The following is a 15,424-nucleotide window of genomic DNA, read 5'->3' on the forward strand; positions in this document are numbered from 1 at the left end:
GATCACTCCGCCGCCTGCAGCATCGACAACTCGGCCATGGCGGCGAATTCGTGCGCGTCCTTGCCGTTGACGCGCTCCTCCCAGGGGTCGACCTGGGCGAATTGCTGCGAATAAACGAAGCGTTCGAAGAGCTGTTGGCGCCTGGCCAGATCCTCCACGACGGCGGCCTTGATCGACGGGATGCCGACGCGCTTCATCCACTTGTAGATGCGCTCGAGATAGCGGCCCTGCTCGCGATAGAGCTGGGTAAGGGCGGCGATGATCTCGATGGCCTCGTTTTCGGTCTTGGCGTGGCAGAGGACTTCCGTGCCTCGGATATCGAGGCCGGCGGCACCGCCGAAATGGATCTCGTAGCCGCTCTCGACGCAGATGACGCCGATATCCTTGCAGGTGGCTTCGGCGCAGTTGCGCGGGCAGCCCGAGACGGCGAGCTTGAGCTTTGCCGGGGTCCATGAGCCCCACATGAACTTTTCGATCCGGATGCCGAGGCCGGTCGAATCCTGGGTGCCGAAGCGGCACCAGTCGGAACCGACGCAGGTTTTGACAGTGCGGAGACCTTTGGCATAGGCGGCGCCAGACACCATGCCGGCAGCATTGAGATCGGCCCAGACGGCTGGCAGGTCTTCCTTCTTGACGCCCAGGAGGTCGATGCGCTGCCCGCCGGTCACCTTGATAGTGGGTACGTCGAATTTTTCGGCGACGTCGGCGATGGCGCGCAACTCTTTGACATTGGTGATGCCGCCGAACATGCGCGGCACGACCGAATAGGTGCCGTCCTTCTGGATATTGGCGTGGACGCGCTCGTTGATGAAGCGCGACTGGCCATCGTCCTCGTATTCTCCGGGCCAGTTAGCGACGAGATAATAGTTGAGGGCTGGCCGACATTTGGCGCAGCCACAGGAGGTCTTCCAGCCCAGCTCCTGCATGACGGCAGGGATGGACTTCAATTCTTGCGCGATAATGAGGCGACGCACTTCGTCGTGGCCGAGCTCAGTGCAATTGCACATTGGCTGGATGGCAGCGGGATTGTAGGCGTCGCCCAGCGTCGCCATCAGCAGCTTTTCGACAAGGCCTGTGCAGGAGCCACAGGAGGCGGAGGCCTTGGTATGAGCACGGACATCATCGAGCGAGGTGAGACCCTGGGCTGAGATGGCGTCAGTGATCTTGCCTTTGCAGACGCCGTTGCAGCCGCAGATTTCGGCGTCGGCGGGGAGGGCGGCGACGGCGGCCAGCGGATCGGCAACGGCGCCGCCTCCATAGGATTGGCCGTAGATCAGCGTGTCGCGCATCTGCGAGATGTCGGTTCCGCGCTTGATGAGATCGAAGAACCAGGCGCCATCGCCCGTCTCGCCGTAGAGGACCGTACCGATTACCTTGTTGCCGGCGAGGACGACGCGCTTGTAAATCCCGGAGGCGGCATTGCGCAGGACGATCTCCTCGCGGCCCTCGCCCTCAGCGAAATCGCCGGCGGAATAGAGATTGACGCCGGTAACCTTTAGATGGGTAGCCGTCTTGGGTGCAACGAAGGCTGCAGCCTCTCCGACAAGTGTCTTAGCGGCCACCTTGGCCATGTCGTAGAGCGGCGCTACGAGCCCATAGACGGCGCCCTCGTGTTCGACGCATTCGCCAAGGGCGAGAATATTGGGATTGGAGGTACGCATGGCGCTGTCGACAACCACGCCGCGCTGCACCTCGATCCCCGCATCGGTGGCGAGGCGGGTCTCGGGGCGAATGCCGGCCGCCATGACGACGAGGTCGGCTTCGTAGATCGTGCCGTCTTCGAGCAGCACCGCTTCCACACGGTCGGTGCCAAGGATGGCCTTGGTCTGTGCCCGGCAATGGATTTTTATGCCGCGGCGGCCAAGTTCGCGTTCAAGGAGATAGCCGGCGGCGGGGTCGAGCTGCCGGTCCATCAGGTGCCCGGCGAGATGCAGCACCACGACATGCATGCCGCGGCCACGCAGAGCAGCGGCGGCTTCGAGGCCAAGGAGACCACCGCCGATGACGACGGCGCGGCTGCCGGGACAATCGGCGGCCGAAAGCATGGCGTTGACGTCATCGAGGTCGCGGAAGGCGCGCACGCCAGGAAGGTCGTGGCCGGCGATGGGCAGGATGAAGGGGGCGGAGCCGGTGGCGATGACCAGCTTGTCGTATGGCGTCTCGACGCCATTGGCGAAGACTGTGCGGGCGGTGCGGTCGATACGGGTCACGGCGTGGCCGAAGCGCGTGTCGACCCCATTGGCCGCGTACCAGTCGGCGTCGTGGGTGACGATGTCCTCATAGGCCTTTTCGCCTGCAAGGACCGCCGAGAGCATGATGCGGTTGTAGTTGCCGCGCGGCTCGGAGCCGAAGAGGGTGACCTCGTAATTATGTGATGTCTCAAAAAGGTGCTCGAGCATGCGCCCGGAGGCCATACCAGCACCGATGATGACGAGCTTCTCGGTCATTGAGTCGACTGCTCTCGTTATGGCGGTCTTTCAAAACCGCGCGGCCAAAACGAAAACGCCGCCAACCGTCGCGACCTGTCTCCCATGGGGAGAGCCGGTCTTGATGGTTGGCGGCGTTGCCAGATGTTGTGGCGCCCGTCATTGGACGCCGGAATTTTGCTGCGCCGAAGCGCTCGCAGACCTTATTGCATGAACCGTGCCAGATCGGCGGCGGAGATAAATGTTCAGAGTTGGCAGATGCTTACGGCTTGTCCCGCGACGCTGGAGCGCGCGGAGCGCTGGTGCCTGCGCACACGGCTATAGCAGATTGCTTATTCTGTGCGCAGATCGCGCGACTGGCCTCTAATATAATCATCGAGATAATCGAGGTCGAATTGCGACCCGTCGAAGAACCCGTCAGGCCCGAGAGTCAGGTGGCCGCCGACGGCGCCGACTTCCGTCGGTTCGACGAGTGCGCCTTCGATCTTGCTGCTGGCGCCGGGGACGGGCATGCCCATGCCGGAGAGGGCGGCGCGATAAAGATCGGGGCGATAACTTGCGGCCGCCTTTCGCGCATTTTCCGGCGTATGGGTGACCTGACCCCAGCGCACCATCTGCGAATAGAACCACAGTGCGTGGCTGACCCACGGGAAATTGGCGGCGCGGGAATAGGGCACGAAAAAGTCGGGGATCGGCTCTTCGACGTCCGGAGCGAATTGCAGCCGGCCGGTGAGGGCGCGCAGGATGAGATTGGCGTCGATGCCGAGGCGATCTTCGCGCGCCAGCATCGCGGCGATGGCGGCGTGATTGGTCGGGTCTTCACACCAGCGCGCGGCGCGGGTGGCGGCGCGGAGGAGGGCGGCCAACTGCTCGGGAAAACGCTCGGCCCATTGAAGCCGCGTGCCAAGCACCTTGTCCGGACTCATCTGCCAGATATGGCCCTTGGTGGTGACGATGCGCCCGACACCGCGGGCGACGGCGACCGAGCCAAAGGGCTCGCCGACACAAAAGCCGTCGGTGCGTTTGGCGGCGAGGGCATCGGCCTGGAGCGGGGGTGGCACGATGACGATATCGACGTCATTGTCGGGGTCCATCCCGGAGGCCGCCAGCCAATAGCGCAGCGCGTAATTGTGGGCGCTTTCGGGATGAACGACGGCAAGGCGCAGATGCGGCTCGCCGCCGCGGTTTCGTTCCTCGACCACTTTTCGCAGGGCGGCGCCGACCGGACCCGGCGCACCGTCCTCCGGCGCGCCTGCCTCGGCCATCTTGGCCCAGACGGCATTGGACATGGTCATCGCCGCGCCCCCGAGGCCAAGCGCCATGGGCGCAATCACCGCCGCATCGAGGGGGGTGAGGCCAAGATTGGCGCTGAGCGGCATGGGGCCGAGCATATGCGCGACATCGAGATGGCCGATGGCGACACGATCGCGAATATTGGCCCAAGAGGTCTCGCGCACGAGATTGAGGTGGAGGCCCTCGCTTTCGGCAAAGCCGAATTCTTCGGTGGCAAGCAGCACCACGCTATCGAGCAGCGGCACATAGCCGGCGGTGATCTGCGTCAGGCCCATGACCAAATCTTCTCCTTCATGGTCCCAGCAACTCCGCGGCGGTGACGACCGCTTGGGCAATCTCGGCGATCTTGCGATTCTGATTCATCGCAGTGGTGCGCAGCAGCGCATAGGCCGCGTCTTCGGAAAGCCCGCGCGTCGACATCAGGATGCCCTTGGCCTTATCGATCACCTTGCGACCCTGCAATTCGGAACGCGCAGCCTCGAGTTCGCCCTGCAGGCGTGAAAAGGCGCGGAAGCGGACGATGGCCATGTCGAGGATTGGCTTGATCCGGTCTTTTCGCAAGCCATCGACCACATAGGCGGAAACACCGGCATCAACGGCCGCTTCGATCTCGGCCGGATCGGCCTTGTCGACAAACATGGCAACGGGACGCCTAAGGCTCCGCGACAGGGCGAAGAAATGCTCAAGCACGTCGCGATTTGGGTTTTCGAGATCGATAATGACCACATCGGGCGAGATGGCGCCGATCTTTTGTGCGATATCCTCAATATCGACAATGACCTTCACAGTCTGATGCCCAGCCTCACGCAACCCTGCTTCGATAATCGAAGCGCGGATGGGATTGTCATCGATGACGAGGATAGACAACGGATCGGCCATGCGACTTTATCGCCGGGAAAGTGTGGCTGGACAATCGGGTATGCGTTGGCAGCGTAGTCCGGTCGGCGATTGGAATTGCAGTTGTCCAACATGCGCCCCATTTCGGTCAGTCCAGGAACCTTAGGGGTTTCCGGAAAGCGGTCATCACCGTCCCACCAGCTAAACGGCTAGTTTGACGTGATTGCGTCAGTATCCGGCTCAGTGAAACCTGTGAGTGACGAGACAGTTGGTTCGTGGCGGCGGACGGAGTGTGAAAGGGGATGGGCTCCGCTTGTGGACCGACCTTCGGCACCCTCATGATCGCCTCGCCCTGCGCACCTCCGGCACAGCGATAGCCAATAGCACCCACCCAGCAACCACGAACACGTAGCCCCCTGATAAGAGGTACAGCGCCACGCCGGCGACGCCGCCAGCCAGAAAGGCGATGATGGTGAAGAGATAAAGGCGCAATCGTGCGACTGCGGATTTCCGATCATGCGCAGCGGTGACCATCGCGGCTAAGCCCAGCCCAATGTCGGTAGCCATGCCGGAAACGTGGGTCGTACGCACGCGTGCGTTGGAGATGCGCGTCGTTGCGGCATTCTGCAGGCCCATCACGAAGCTCATACCTAAGATCAGGCCGCCACCGGAGAGCACAGAGTGCCATGTCAGGTCGGCCGCTCCGAGCGCGATCAACATCACCGCCTCAAAGCTTATGCTATATGCATAGATCGCTCGGACGCCGCGTTGACGTCCGGCCTCAATGAGCAGGCCGGAACTGAATGCTCCAACGATAAAGACGAGCACCAGCGAGACCATCAGCGCTGTCCGGCTGACCTGTCCAAGACTGATGGAGTCGGAGAGCGCCGAGACATTGCCGGTCATATTGGCTGAGAACAGCCCCGTCGCTTGGAACGTGGCGGCATTGATGGCGCCGGCCACCCCGGAGAGCAGCGCAGCAAGCCGAATGTCGGTATCGAAGGTGCGCTCCTCGCCTTCCCGGATAAGCATCGTCTACTTTCTGGAGTTTATTGAAGGAAGACGCACCTCAGCGCCCTCTCGGTCTGAAGGCTTTTTGGGGAATGACCCCGTTAATCAACTGGTCTATCGTTGTCGTCAACTGCAGTAAGGCAAATGGCTTGGCCAATAAGATACTGCCCTAGTTGGTCAAGAGCAGCACACTCTAGGAGCCGCTACGCGCCCCATTCCGGTCGTGAAAACTGCGTCTACGATTTCCTGAATCCTGACATGACGCAGAACTCGCCACCGGCGGGGACAGCGCCCAGTTTTGGCCTTTGCGCGACTTGCTCAACTCCCGTGCGGGTCGCCGAAGAATGCACCTTGAACGACTGGTGGCGCCAATCTAGATACGGTTAATGAGAGGTAAATCGCCGCGGGGCATTATTCAATCTGGCTCGTCGGTTGCGACGCACTCGGTCAGGCTTCGGGACATAGCCATCCGAGTTGTCGGACGACATGCGCCTTCGGCGCAAGCGCCGATAGTCGTGCTCATCAGCGGGTCAGCAGGACGAGGGCACGATGGTTACGATTACTAAGGAAGCCGAAGGCTACCTCGAGGCATTGGCCGACGAGCTCACGATTTCGCCCACCAGGTACGAACAGGCGGTCGCCCGGTACGAGTCGCTGGGCAATTGGCTGCATCGCGAAGCTTCGACGGTGAAACAGTACGACCCGCAGGTCTACTCGCAGGGTTCGTTCCGGCTGGGCACGGTCATCAAGCCCGACGACGAAAACGGCCAGTATGATATCGACTCGGTTTGCGAGTTGGCCGCTCTCGAGAAGAACCAGTTGACCCAGTACACGCTCAAGGAATTGCTTCGGGTCGAGATCGAGGCCTATCGGACGGCGCAGGCAATGGTGAAGCCAGTCGGCGAAGGCCGTCGTTGCTGGACGCTCGAGTATGCCGATGGCGCCCAGTTCCACATGGATATCGTGCCGGCGATACCAAATGGCACATCCACGCGCCTGTTGCTGGAGGCACGCGGCTTGGATGCACAGTGGGCCGGCACCGCAATCGCCATTACCGACAACAAGCATCCCCTCTTCTATCAGACCACCACTGACTGGCCCCGTTCCAATCCGAAGGGCTATGCCGACTGGTTCCGCTCGCGCATGGCAGTCGTTTTCTCGCGCAAGCGCCGAAAGCTTGCAGAAGCGGCCCAGGCCAGTGTTGAGAGCATTCCCGAATACCGGGTGGTCACCCCACTGCAACAGGCGATTATGATCCTGAAGCGGCATCGCGATCAGATGTTCGCGGACCGCAAGGATGTCAAACCGATCTCGGTGATCCTGACCACCCTGTCCGCCCATGCATATGACGGCGAGGAAACAATCGGTCAGGCATTGGTTTCTATCTTGACCAAGATGGACCAGTTCATCGGGTTTGATGGCATAAAATATCATATCCCCAACCCGTCTGACCCGCTCGAGAACTTCGCGGACAAATGGGCCGAGCATCCCGAGCGCCGTGCCGCATTCTACGAATGGCTGCAAGCAGCGCGGGGCGACTTCTTCTATGCGGCTCAGGTCAGCAGCCGACAGATGATTACGGACTCCGTCGCTCCCCGCATCGGCCGCAGCCTTGCCGAAAGGGCAAGGGATCGTGTAGCGCCCAGGCCGGCCACATCGCTTTTGCGCCCCGCCACGGCGGTGTCCGCTACGGCGGCTGCAACACCGACCTTCCCCTCCGAGCCGCGTGTTCCCGGCAAGCCGGCCGGATTCGGCGGCATATGAGCTGGTGGATTTCCGATCCGGACCGGGGCTTAGCGGAGCGCCGCGAGGTCGCCCGCCTCGAGCAGTCCTCAGACTGGCTCCAGAACGTAAGGTGGCGCCTTGATGGCCTGAAGCTGCTCCTAGATTTCGACATTGTCGAAGGCGAATCCAGGTGGCGTCTCGTCATGCATTACCCGGACTTCTTCCCCTCCATCCCGCCGTTATTGTTCAACGCGGACGGCGAACGGCTATCTGGACATCAATACGGTCTATCGGGCGAACTTTGCTTGGAGTATCGGCCCGACAACTGGCAACTCGATTGGACGGGCGCCATGATGATCGCAAGCGCCCATCGCCTTCTCCTCGGAGAAAGCGCGGAGTTTGCGGGTCAAGGAGTTCCGTCAGCTCATGCCGTATCCGAAGGCCAGCGTCTTCGCGGGAGCTATCTCAGGCTGGTCATACCCGAAGAACCGTTGCGCCTGATCCAGGCGATGGACAACGGCCATGTCGAGCCGATCGAGATCGACGAACACTATTACGGCGAAGCCGCCGTGGCGCATCTAACTGCCCTCGGTCCAGATGAGGCTAGGATATGGCATCGGAACAAGCCGGTCTCGACGGCATCCAAATACAAGGGACTTGCCATCCGTGTTCCTCGGGGAATTAAGTTTCCAGGCCCGATCATCAAAGAGACCCTTGAGGTCGCGCTCAAGGCTGCGGGCCTTACGACTGATTACCCGGCTTGGCCACCTGCCAACTACATGCTGGTGGATGACACGACGGCGTGGTTGGCGATGGTGTATCGCAAGGCGGATGGTGGCGTTCAGGATTATGGATACGCCACGTTCGTCATCGACTCAGACCAACAGCGACTGCCGACCGCGAACGCGGCGCTGGCCGACAAGCGGATCGCCCTGATCGGATGCGGCTCGCTGGGGTCGAGAACAGCGGCAATGCTTGTACGATCGGGAGCCCGGAAGCTCGAACTATTCGACGATGACATCCTCTCGCCCGGCAACTTGGTGAGGAACGAACTGGATTGGCGCGCTGTTGGCGCACATAAGGCCAAGGCGTTGCGAGCACGACTGCTCGAAATCGCCCCTGACGCTAAGATCACGGTGCAGATCGTGAACCTCGGCGGCCAGGAGAGTTCTGAGTGGACCGCAACAGCGCTAGAGACATTATCCAACTGTGACTTGATCATCGACGCCACGGCGGACGCGACCGTTTTCGGCCTCGCCTCGGCCGCCGCGAGATTTAAGGGCCGACCGATGGTCTGGGGCGAAGTCTTCGAGGGCGGGATCGGCGGCATCATCGCCCGGTCTCGACCGGGTCATGATCCGTCTCCCGACTTGGCCCGCCGCCAAATTCTGAAGTGGTGCGAAGACAAGGGCGTCGAGTGGGAGTTGCCCTCGCGGCAGGTGGAATACGGCATTATGCGGGCGGATCAGGCACCGTTGATCGCAGACGATGCCGACGTCTCCGTAATGGCGGGCCACCTGGCACGTCTCGCGATTGACACGCTTCGGGGTGGCGGGAGCCAGTTCCCTGCTCCCGCATATGCGGTCGGCCTCGGCGAAGGCTGGATATTCGCCGCTCCATTCGACACCCACCCCATCACCTATATCGGTACTGAGGGCTGGGACGCGGGATCCTCACCCGACGAGGTGAAGCTGACAGAGCTCGTGACCCTCCTTTTTCCCCTACAGGCCGACGATGCAGATCGCCCTGTCTAGTACCGTCCGTAAGAAGATTTGCAGCGAACTGGCGCTGTCAGGACGCCGCGAAACCGGGGGCTTGCTGCTCGCCGAGCAACTGGACGACCAAGGAAGATTTCGGGTTGTCGACGTCACCGTGGACCCAAGCGGCGGCGAGAGCGCCTACTTCGAGCGCCGCCCGGAACTGCACGCCCAGGCACTGGAAGCCTTCTTCGAGAAGAACGGAAACGAGTTTGGCCGTTTCAACTACCTGGGGGAATGGCATTCCCATCCGAGCTTTCCAGTGGACCCGAGCATCACCGACATCAGGACCATGCAGGCGATGGTCGAAGACGTCGGCAACATCGACTTCTCAGTTTTGATGATCGTCCGGCTGCGGATGTTCGTGATGCTGCAGGTGGGAACCTACCTCTTCATGCGGGGGCAGCACCCGCAACGCGTCGAGATGATCGACGATCCGATGCCACGGTCGAAGAGAAGATTTATTTAAGTTTGTCGCCTTCGATGCGGCGATAGGAGGAGCGACATGTCCAAGACTGCAATTCCGCCAAAGGTTGCAAACGCCCTCTGGGCAAAAGCTGCGGGGCGTTGCCAGTTCCGTGGATGCAACAAGCTTCTTGTCGGTGACCTGATCACCGGCAAGAGGACGGGCAAATATGGCTACATCGCCCACATCGTTGCCGATGAGCCAGGCGGTCCCCGTGGCGACGCGGTGAGGTCGCTGCAGCTTGCCCAGGACATCGACAACCTGATGCTGATGTGCCCGATCCATCATAAGGCGATCGACGTGGACCATCTGGCCGACTACGACGAAGCCGCGCTTCTTGCCATGAAGGCCGAACATGAGGACCGCATCGAGATCGTCACGGATATGGACGTCGACCGCGTCTCCCATGTCGTTAGGTTCGCAGCGGACATCGGTCAACGCGACGCGGTTATCACGACGCGAGCGATCTTCGCCGCCATGCCACCTGATCACCATCCGGCTGACTTTCGGACGATCGATATCGAACTCATTGGCTCCGAACTGAAGGATCACGAAGAGGCTTACTGGACCGAACAAGGCCGAAACCTGGAGACAGCCTTCGCCCGGAAGATCAAGGAGAGGATCGAGCAACGGGAAATCCGCCAACTCAGCGTTTTCGCCCTGGCTCCACAGCCGTTGCTCATCCGTCTTGGGACGCTCCTCGGCGACGTTGTACCGGTCTCCGTACATCAGAAGCACCGCGAACCAGACACGTGGAAATGGCTGCCTGACCAGCCGCGCATCGCCTACAAGGTCGGCGAATACAGTGGCAGGAAGGACGTGCCGGTCGCGCTGAAGCTGTCCCTGAGTGCCACGGTGAACGACGAGCGCATCACGTCGGTACTGGGTGAAGATACCGCCATCTGGTCAATCACCTGCGAACAACCTGGCAACGACATCATGCGGAGGAAGGACGACCTCGCCGCCTACAAGAAATTGGTCCGCGACATGTTCAACCGCATCAAGGCCTACCACGGGGAAGGCGTGTTGCTGCATGTTTTCCCCGTGGTGCCGGCTTCCGCAGCGGTGGAGGCGGGGCGCATATGGATGCCTAAGGCGGACCTCTCGATGAAGATCTACGACCAGAACCGTACCGCGCAAGCATTCGTCCCAACGATCGCCATCGGGTAGGACACCGCGGTGGCCTAGCAACATCCTACCTAAGCCGAAATGTCAGCTCTCGCCAAGCGGGTCCCGTAAGCCGCCAGTCGGCATTCGGCCCCACTACGGTCGTTATCTGCCTCCGCTTCTTTCAAGCAGTATCAGGGCCTGTTTACAGTCGTCCATTTCTGTCGATGAGTGCCTACTAGGTGACTCCTGCCGTCCTTGCCGCCCAAAAAAGTTCGAAGCGGTTCGGCGCTTGAATCACGATCGTGATGGCAGGCCACGTCGCATTAATCCTTTACTTTTCAATTTTTGGAGATCGGCAAGACGGGCTAGTCAGCCGCATCGCCTATGCGTCGCCTTCGTGGTTGTGCCTTGCCAAAATCCGAGCGACCGTTTTCAGGTCGCTATTGAAAAGGATTCGAGCATTGACCGCCTACATTGACCTCACAGAGATAACGTTCGAGGAGCTGTTCTTTCTCGAATCCGCGATTGGAGCCCTCGGTAAAGTAGAAACGCCTTCTGTTGCGAGCATGGTGAGTACCATCAGCGGAATGCTCGAAGACTTGCACAAGTCGCGGGAGCGCGCCGAGCAAGCGCAAGAGCACACCGACGCTTCAGAGGTGGTGGCACTATCTGTCGCAATCGAGAATGGGAGTGCGCTTCTTTCATCATTGCCCAAGCTGGATGCCCGCCATTGGGCCATTCTCTTGCAAGCGGCGGCCATGGTACGCGGAGATCACGATGACGTGGTTCTGCGCAGTCTGCGCATTTACGAGGCGATCGCCGAGCCATTCACTCTGGCGCCTGGAGAACGCTTTGAAGATCGTCTGGCGAGGACGCAAGCGGAACCTGACTACGCCCGGTACCTGAGCTTGCGCTTTCTTGCGGCTGCTACGCGCACCGAATTGGCTTCGGAGCTTTCAAGGCACTGAAGTCATCGGCGCAGCGGTATATCGGCGTTGGAGAATTAGCGTTCTGTCAGCAAAGCGACTGGCTTTTGGGGTGGCCGTTAAAGGCGTAGGCGGCCGCGCCCAATGGGGCAGCATGGATAGATGGTTTAATCCAACGTCACGGGGAAATTCCACTCCTTGGCTGCGGATAATCCTAGCCCGTAACCAGTCGCTTTAGCGACGGTGCTGCTTGGCGCGCACCTGACACCGTGAAAAGCCGTGCGTACGGGTCGTTCGTATCGCGGAATGGAGAGTCACTCTTAACGCGCAATCGAGTCGTTTATCGACGCAATCGAGTCGCTCTTTCCGTGTCAGGACACTCGAAAAGAAATGGCGCGCCCGAAGAGATTCGAACTCCTGACCCCCAGATTCGTAGTCTGGTGCTCTATCCAGCTGAGCTACGGGCGCGCAGGCCGCTGTGTCGCGGCGGTGTTCGGAGGTGAGCGGTGCGCTCATCCCGAAAGCGAGGCAACCCATATAGTGGTGCTTCGCGCATTGCAAGCGTGTGACACGGGTTTTTGTGATCGGCGCTCAGAGGCTGTGAATATCTTTGGGCAGCGTCAGTTCAAAGCGCGTCCCAGGAGCGCCGGTTTCGACAAACCGCAATGTGCCGCCATTGGCTTCGGTGAGTTCCCGGGCAATGGCAAGGCCGAGCCCCGTGCCGCCGGCGCGGGCCGACCCCTCGAAGGCGACGAAGAGATTCTCGCGCGCACGGGGCGGCAGGCCGGGGCCATTGTCCTCAACGACGATCAGCGCCCTGTCTGCCTCCGCAGTGACCGTGACCCTCACCCTGGGGCTTTCGATCTGCTGGCTTGCTTCAAGCGCTTCGCGCGCATTCTTCATCAGGTTGACCAGCACCCGCGTCATCTGGCTCGGATCGACATGGACCGTGAGGTCCTCCGGAACGCTGGCTTCGAAGGCGATGGCGGGGTGACCAACAAGACGTGCCTCGAAAGCGGCATCCTCGATCAGGCTTTTGATGTTGACGGGCGCCGGCTGCGGCACGCTCGCCGCTTCCCGTCCATAATCGAGCACAGATTGGGCAAAACCGATCGCCCGGTCGAGCGTCGTCACGAGGCGCGGCGCCAGGCGCTGGACCTTGGGATCGTCGAGCGTTGCCACCTGATCCGAGAGCAGTTGCGCCGAGGTCAGGGTGTTCCTCAGGTCGTGATTGATCTTGGCGACCGCAAGGCCGAGATCGGCCAGGTGACGCTGCTGCCGCAGCATGCCGAAAAGCTCGCTTTCCATGGCCGAAAGTTCGCGCTCCAGAACGCCAATCTCGTCGCGGCGCTGGGTGGGATCGAGAATAAGCGTGGCATTTTCAGGCGCAGTGCGGAACCGCAGAATATTGTTGGTGAGGCGCTGCACCGGCAGGATGAAGAGCGAACTGACGAGCATGTAGAGCGCGAAGGCCGTGACCGCAGCGATACCGAGCGAGACGAGAACGATGTTGCGCGAATAATCGAGCATGTCGGCGCGCAGCGGCCGCTCGAACATCAGAATCTCGACGAGACTATCGTCGACATCGCCCTCGCCGACGATGCGCAATGTCCGGCCAGGTCCGGCAAAGAGCGTGTCGAGCGCGCCGACGATCAGGCTCGGCAGATCGCGCTGGCGCATATCGGCGGTCACCACACGCTCGGGCGTCACGGGATCGGCAAGCTCGATCAGCTGGCTTTGGCCGGCACGGCGATAAACGATGGCATTGGCGCCTGCTGACGTCAGCAGGCGATCGGTCAGGTCGCGCGGCAGCGCCATGACATCAGGCACGGCATCGAGCACGCGGGCGGCGACGATGCCGACGCGGAGCCGATCGTCGAGCCATGAGGCGCGGAAGGTGGCGAGCGAGGGTAGATAGACGATGATTTCGACAAGCAGGATCACCGCGATGATTGCGGCGATCAGCTTGTTCGACAGGCCGGAAAACCGGCTCGGTGTGACGTTGGACTCGTCTGTCATCGCGACTCAATCATAGGAGATGACGATGGCAAACGTCAGCCCCTGCCCTATCGGCGCCACAGCCGGCGCAGCGCCGCAGTCCGCTGCGCCATAGAGGAAACGGGGCGAGACGCCAGATAGTTTTCCGCCAATCGCACCAGAATGTTAAAAAGGCTCGGCGTCGGCACAGGCAGCTCGGCAAGCCCGGCAAGCCCGATCCGGCGATCGGCGGCCAAGGCGAGCGCACCCGCAATTTCGGCGGCACGCGGGCCGACAATGCCGGCGCGCAGCACCTGCCCCTGTGCGTCGACACTGACCTTCAAGAGCCCGCGTTCGCTGGCCATGGCAGCGGCGCGATCGTTCTCGGCAAAGTTTTCGCGCAGCGATTGCTCACCGGGACGCGGCTTGCCGGCACGCTCGAGGTGCGGGCCGATCTGGGCGAGGCCCGGCTCGGTTTCGACAAGCCGCGGCACACGGACGGCGGAGGCCGCCCGCTTGATCCCCAGAATCGTCTCGACAGAGGCGCGGCCATGGGCCTGCGCCTCGGCCCAGCTTTCCTGGCCCCCGGCGAGCCCGGCAAGGCGGATCGAGCGCGCCGAGGTCTCGCCGAACGGCCCGCGAATATAGGCATGGAGCGGATGATTGCCGGGCTTGAGCCCAGCCTTGGCGATCGCGAGCCCATCGAGATCGACCGTGCGGCCTGCCGACACAAGGATATGCGAAGCATCGAGCAGCTGGCTCGTTCCATCTTCGCGCACAATCTCGATACCGATCCCCTGCGAGCGCGCCTTGATCGCGCCGATGCGGGCATCCGAAAGGATGCGGATGCCCTCTTCGGCCAGCATGCTGCACAGCAACGCCACAAGCTCGGGATCAAAGCCGGCCAGCATGGGGCCATTGGCGACAAGCGTGACTTCCGCACCAAGGCGTTTTTGCACCTGCGCCTGCTCGAACGCCGCAGCATCTGCGCCGATGACGACCAAATGGGTCAGCTTCCGCGTGTTTTCGAGAATACTGTCAGTGGTAAAGTAGCCGATATCGCCTAGCCCCGGCACATCGGGAATCGCCGGAGCGCCGCCGATGGCCACGAGGATGTTTCGCGGCCGCAGGGTGATATCGCCGACGAGCATTGAGCGGTGATCGACGAAACTGACGGCGCCGCGCATGACGGTGACGCCGCGCGCCGTCAGGATTTCCTCGCTTGTCGCGCGGGCACGGCGTTCCGCCAGCGCCTTGGCGCGCTCGGTCACTTGCCGCACCGAAAACTTGATCTCGCCAGCGACAAGGCCGACATCGGCTGCCTGGCGCAGGTCCTGCGCGCGGCGGGCGCTTTCCTTGAGGCTGGCAGCCCGCACGGCCTGCTGGGCCGCATCGCCCGGTTCGGGCTGGCCACGATCGACCAGCACCACATCGGCGCCGAAGCGACGGGCGTGAAGCGCCAGATCGATGCCGAGCGCCCCGGCACCGACTATGCAGAGGTCAGAAGAAGTGGACACGTACGCAAATCCGCCGCAGGCTCAAAGAAACGATGCACTTATGGAAGGATATGGAGCCCCTTGGCAACAGGCTGGAAAGTGCAGCTGGCCCGTGGTTGCCGCGTTGACTTGCCGGGGGCTTTTCCCTATAGACGCCACGACCAAAGCTGGCGCGCCTGTCCCGCCGGCCGGATAAGTTTTATGCGCGAGATGCGCCAGCAATAGAGGAACCGTGCTCTCGCGCGGTTAAAAGTCATGAAGCGTACTTACCAGCCTTCCAAGCTCGTGCGTGCTCGCCGTCACGGTTTCCGTGCTCGTATGGCCACCAAGGACGGCCGTGCGATTCTGAACCGTCGTCGTCGCGACGGCCGCAAGAAGCTTTCCGCCTAAGGCTGTTGGC

At 61.6% G+C, this 15,424-nt stretch carries 12 protein-coding genes and 1 tRNA gene; 6 read left to right on the forward strand and 7 right to left on the reverse strand.

All coding sequences use genetic code 11. The features are described from left to right. Nucleotides 1–2: 2 nt before the first annotated feature. From nirB to VW35_RS19255, 4 genes are all read right to left on the reverse strand, one after another. Nucleotides 3–2,447: a nitrite reductase large subunit NirB gene (gene nirB / locus VW35_RS19240; protein ID WP_046144710.1), complete on the reverse strand. Its 2,445-nt coding sequence runs from the start codon at nt 2,445–2,447 to the stop codon at nt 3–5. A gap of 311 nt (nt 2,448–2,758) precedes the next feature. Further along, nucleotides 2,759–3,994 (reverse strand): CmpA/NrtA family ABC transporter substrate-binding protein, encoded by a 1,236-nt coding sequence (locus tag VW35_RS19245; protein ID WP_046144711.1) that lies wholly within the window; start codon nt 3,992–3,994, stop codon nt 2,759–2,761. A gap of 16 nt (nt 3,995–4,010) precedes the next feature. Beyond that, nucleotides 4,011–4,598 carry an ANTAR domain-containing response regulator gene (locus VW35_RS19250; protein ID WP_046144712.1) on the reverse strand — a complete coding sequence of 196 codons (588 nt, stop codon included), beginning with the start codon at nt 4,596–4,598 and terminating at the stop codon, nt 4,011–4,013. Between the two features lie 294 nt (nt 4,599–4,892). After that, the gene (locus VW35_RS19255) at nt 4,893–5,588 is read right to left on the reverse strand and encodes a YoaK family protein (protein ID WP_046144713.1); all 696 of its coding nucleotides are present in this window, start codon (nt 5,586–5,588) and stop codon (nt 4,893–4,895) included. Nucleotides 5,589–6,116: 528 nt separating this feature from the next. Between VW35_RS19255 and VW35_RS19260 the strand changes: the two genes are divergently transcribed. The 5 genes from VW35_RS19260 to VW35_RS19280 all read left to right on the forward strand — a co-directional run bounded on the left by VW35_RS19260 (nt 6,117) and on the right by VW35_RS19280 (nt 11,593). Next, nucleotides 6,117–7,331 carry a nucleotidyltransferase domain-containing protein gene (locus VW35_RS19260; RefSeq protein ID WP_046144714.1) on the forward strand — a complete coding sequence of 405 codons (1,215 nt, stop codon included), beginning with the start codon at nt 6,117–6,119 and terminating at the stop codon, nt 7,329–7,331. Further along, a complete protein-coding gene (locus VW35_RS19265) occupies nt 7,328–9,046 on the forward strand; it encodes a ThiF family adenylyltransferase (RefSeq protein ID WP_046144715.1) in 1,719 nt (572 codons plus the stop codon). The genes VW35_RS19260 and VW35_RS19265 overlap by 4 nt, the downstream gene beginning before the upstream one ends. Beyond that, entirely contained in the window at nt 9,027–9,518 is a 492-nt protein-coding gene (locus VW35_RS19270) for a M67 family metallopeptidase (protein WP_046144716.1), read from the forward strand. The genes VW35_RS19265 and VW35_RS19270 overlap by 20 nt, the downstream gene beginning before the upstream one ends. A 36-nt stretch (nt 9,519–9,554) precedes the next feature. Then, complete coding sequence (locus tag VW35_RS19275; RefSeq protein ID WP_046144717.1) at nt 9,555–10,685, forward strand: SAVED domain-containing protein; 1,131 nt, start codon at nt 9,555–9,557, stop codon at nt 10,683–10,685. 401 nt (nt 10,686–11,086) lie between these two features. Beyond that, nucleotides 11,087–11,593 carry a hypothetical protein gene (locus tag VW35_RS19280; RefSeq protein WP_152662666.1) on the forward strand — a complete coding sequence of 169 codons (507 nt, stop codon included), beginning with the start codon at nt 11,087–11,089 and terminating at the stop codon, nt 11,591–11,593. 349 nt (nt 11,594–11,942) lie between these two features. Here the strand turns inward: VW35_RS19280 and VW35_RS19285 are convergent. From VW35_RS19285 to VW35_RS19295, 3 genes are all read right to left on the reverse strand, one after another. Continuing rightward, a tRNA-Arg gene (locus VW35_RS19285) sits at nt 11,943–12,019 on the reverse strand. Nucleotides 12,020–12,142: 123 nt separating this feature from the next. After that, nucleotides 12,143–13,570 carry a sensor histidine kinase gene (locus tag VW35_RS19290; RefSeq protein WP_046144719.1) on the reverse strand — a complete coding sequence of 476 codons (1,428 nt, stop codon included), beginning with the start codon at nt 13,568–13,570 and terminating at the stop codon, nt 12,143–12,145. A 47-nt stretch (nt 13,571–13,617) separates the two neighbouring features. Beyond that, nucleotides 13,618–15,045: an FAD-dependent oxidoreductase gene (locus VW35_RS19295; protein WP_046144720.1), complete on the reverse strand. Its 1,428-nt coding sequence runs from the start codon at nt 15,043–15,045 to the stop codon at nt 13,618–13,620. A 234-nt stretch (nt 15,046–15,279) separates the two neighbouring features. Here VW35_RS19295 and rpmH point away from each other — a divergent pair, with 234 nt between their 5' ends. Beyond that, nucleotides 15,280–15,414, forward strand: coding sequence for a 50S ribosomal protein L34 (gene rpmH, locus VW35_RS21155; protein WP_035077916.1), 135 nt, complete (start codon nt 15,280–15,282; stop codon nt 15,412–15,414). Nucleotides 15,415–15,424 lie beyond the last annotated feature (10 nt).

The sequence above is a fragment of the Devosia soli genome (genome assembly GCF_000970455.1).
In the GTDB taxonomy this organism is placed as follows: domain Bacteria; phylum Pseudomonadota; class Alphaproteobacteria; order Rhizobiales; family Devosiaceae; genus Devosia; species Devosia soli.

What these genes read in the sequence shown, in the direction of transcription:
- nirB (WP_046144710.1), bottom strand. Translation starts at nt 2,447, where the DNA reads ATGACCGAGAAGCTCGTCATCATCGGTGCTGGTATGGCCTCCGGGCGC.
- VW35_RS19245 (WP_046144711.1), bottom strand. Translation starts at nt 3,994, where the DNA reads ATGGGCCTGACGCAGATCACCGCCGGCTATGTGCCGCTGCTCGATAGC.
- VW35_RS19250 (WP_046144712.1), bottom strand. Translation starts at nt 4,598, where the DNA reads ATGGCCGATCCGTTGTCTATCCTCGTCATCGATGACAATCCCATCCGC.
- VW35_RS19255 (WP_046144713.1), bottom strand. Translation starts at nt 5,588, where the DNA reads ATGCTTATCCGGGAAGGCGAGGAGCGCACCTTCGATACCGACATTCGG.
- VW35_RS19260 (WP_046144714.1), top strand. Translation starts at nt 6,117, where the DNA reads ATGGTTACGATTACTAAGGAAGCCGAAGGCTACCTCGAGGCATTGGCC.
- VW35_RS19265 (WP_046144715.1), top strand. Translation starts at nt 7,328, where the DNA reads ATGAGCTGGTGGATTTCCGATCCGGACCGGGGCTTAGCGGAGCGCCGC.
- VW35_RS19270 (WP_046144716.1), top strand. Translation starts at nt 9,027, where the DNA reads ATGCAGATCGCCCTGTCTAGTACCGTCCGTAAGAAGATTTGCAGCGAA.
- VW35_RS19275 (WP_046144717.1), top strand. Translation starts at nt 9,555, where the DNA reads ATGTCCAAGACTGCAATTCCGCCAAAGGTTGCAAACGCCCTCTGGGCA.
- VW35_RS19290 (WP_046144719.1), bottom strand. Translation starts at nt 13,570, where the DNA reads ATGACAGACGAGTCCAACGTCACACCGAGCCGGTTTTCCGGCCTGTCG.
- rpmH (WP_035077916.1), top strand. Translation starts at nt 15,280, where the DNA reads ATGAAGCGTACTTACCAGCCTTCCAAGCTCGTGCGTGCTCGCCGTCAC.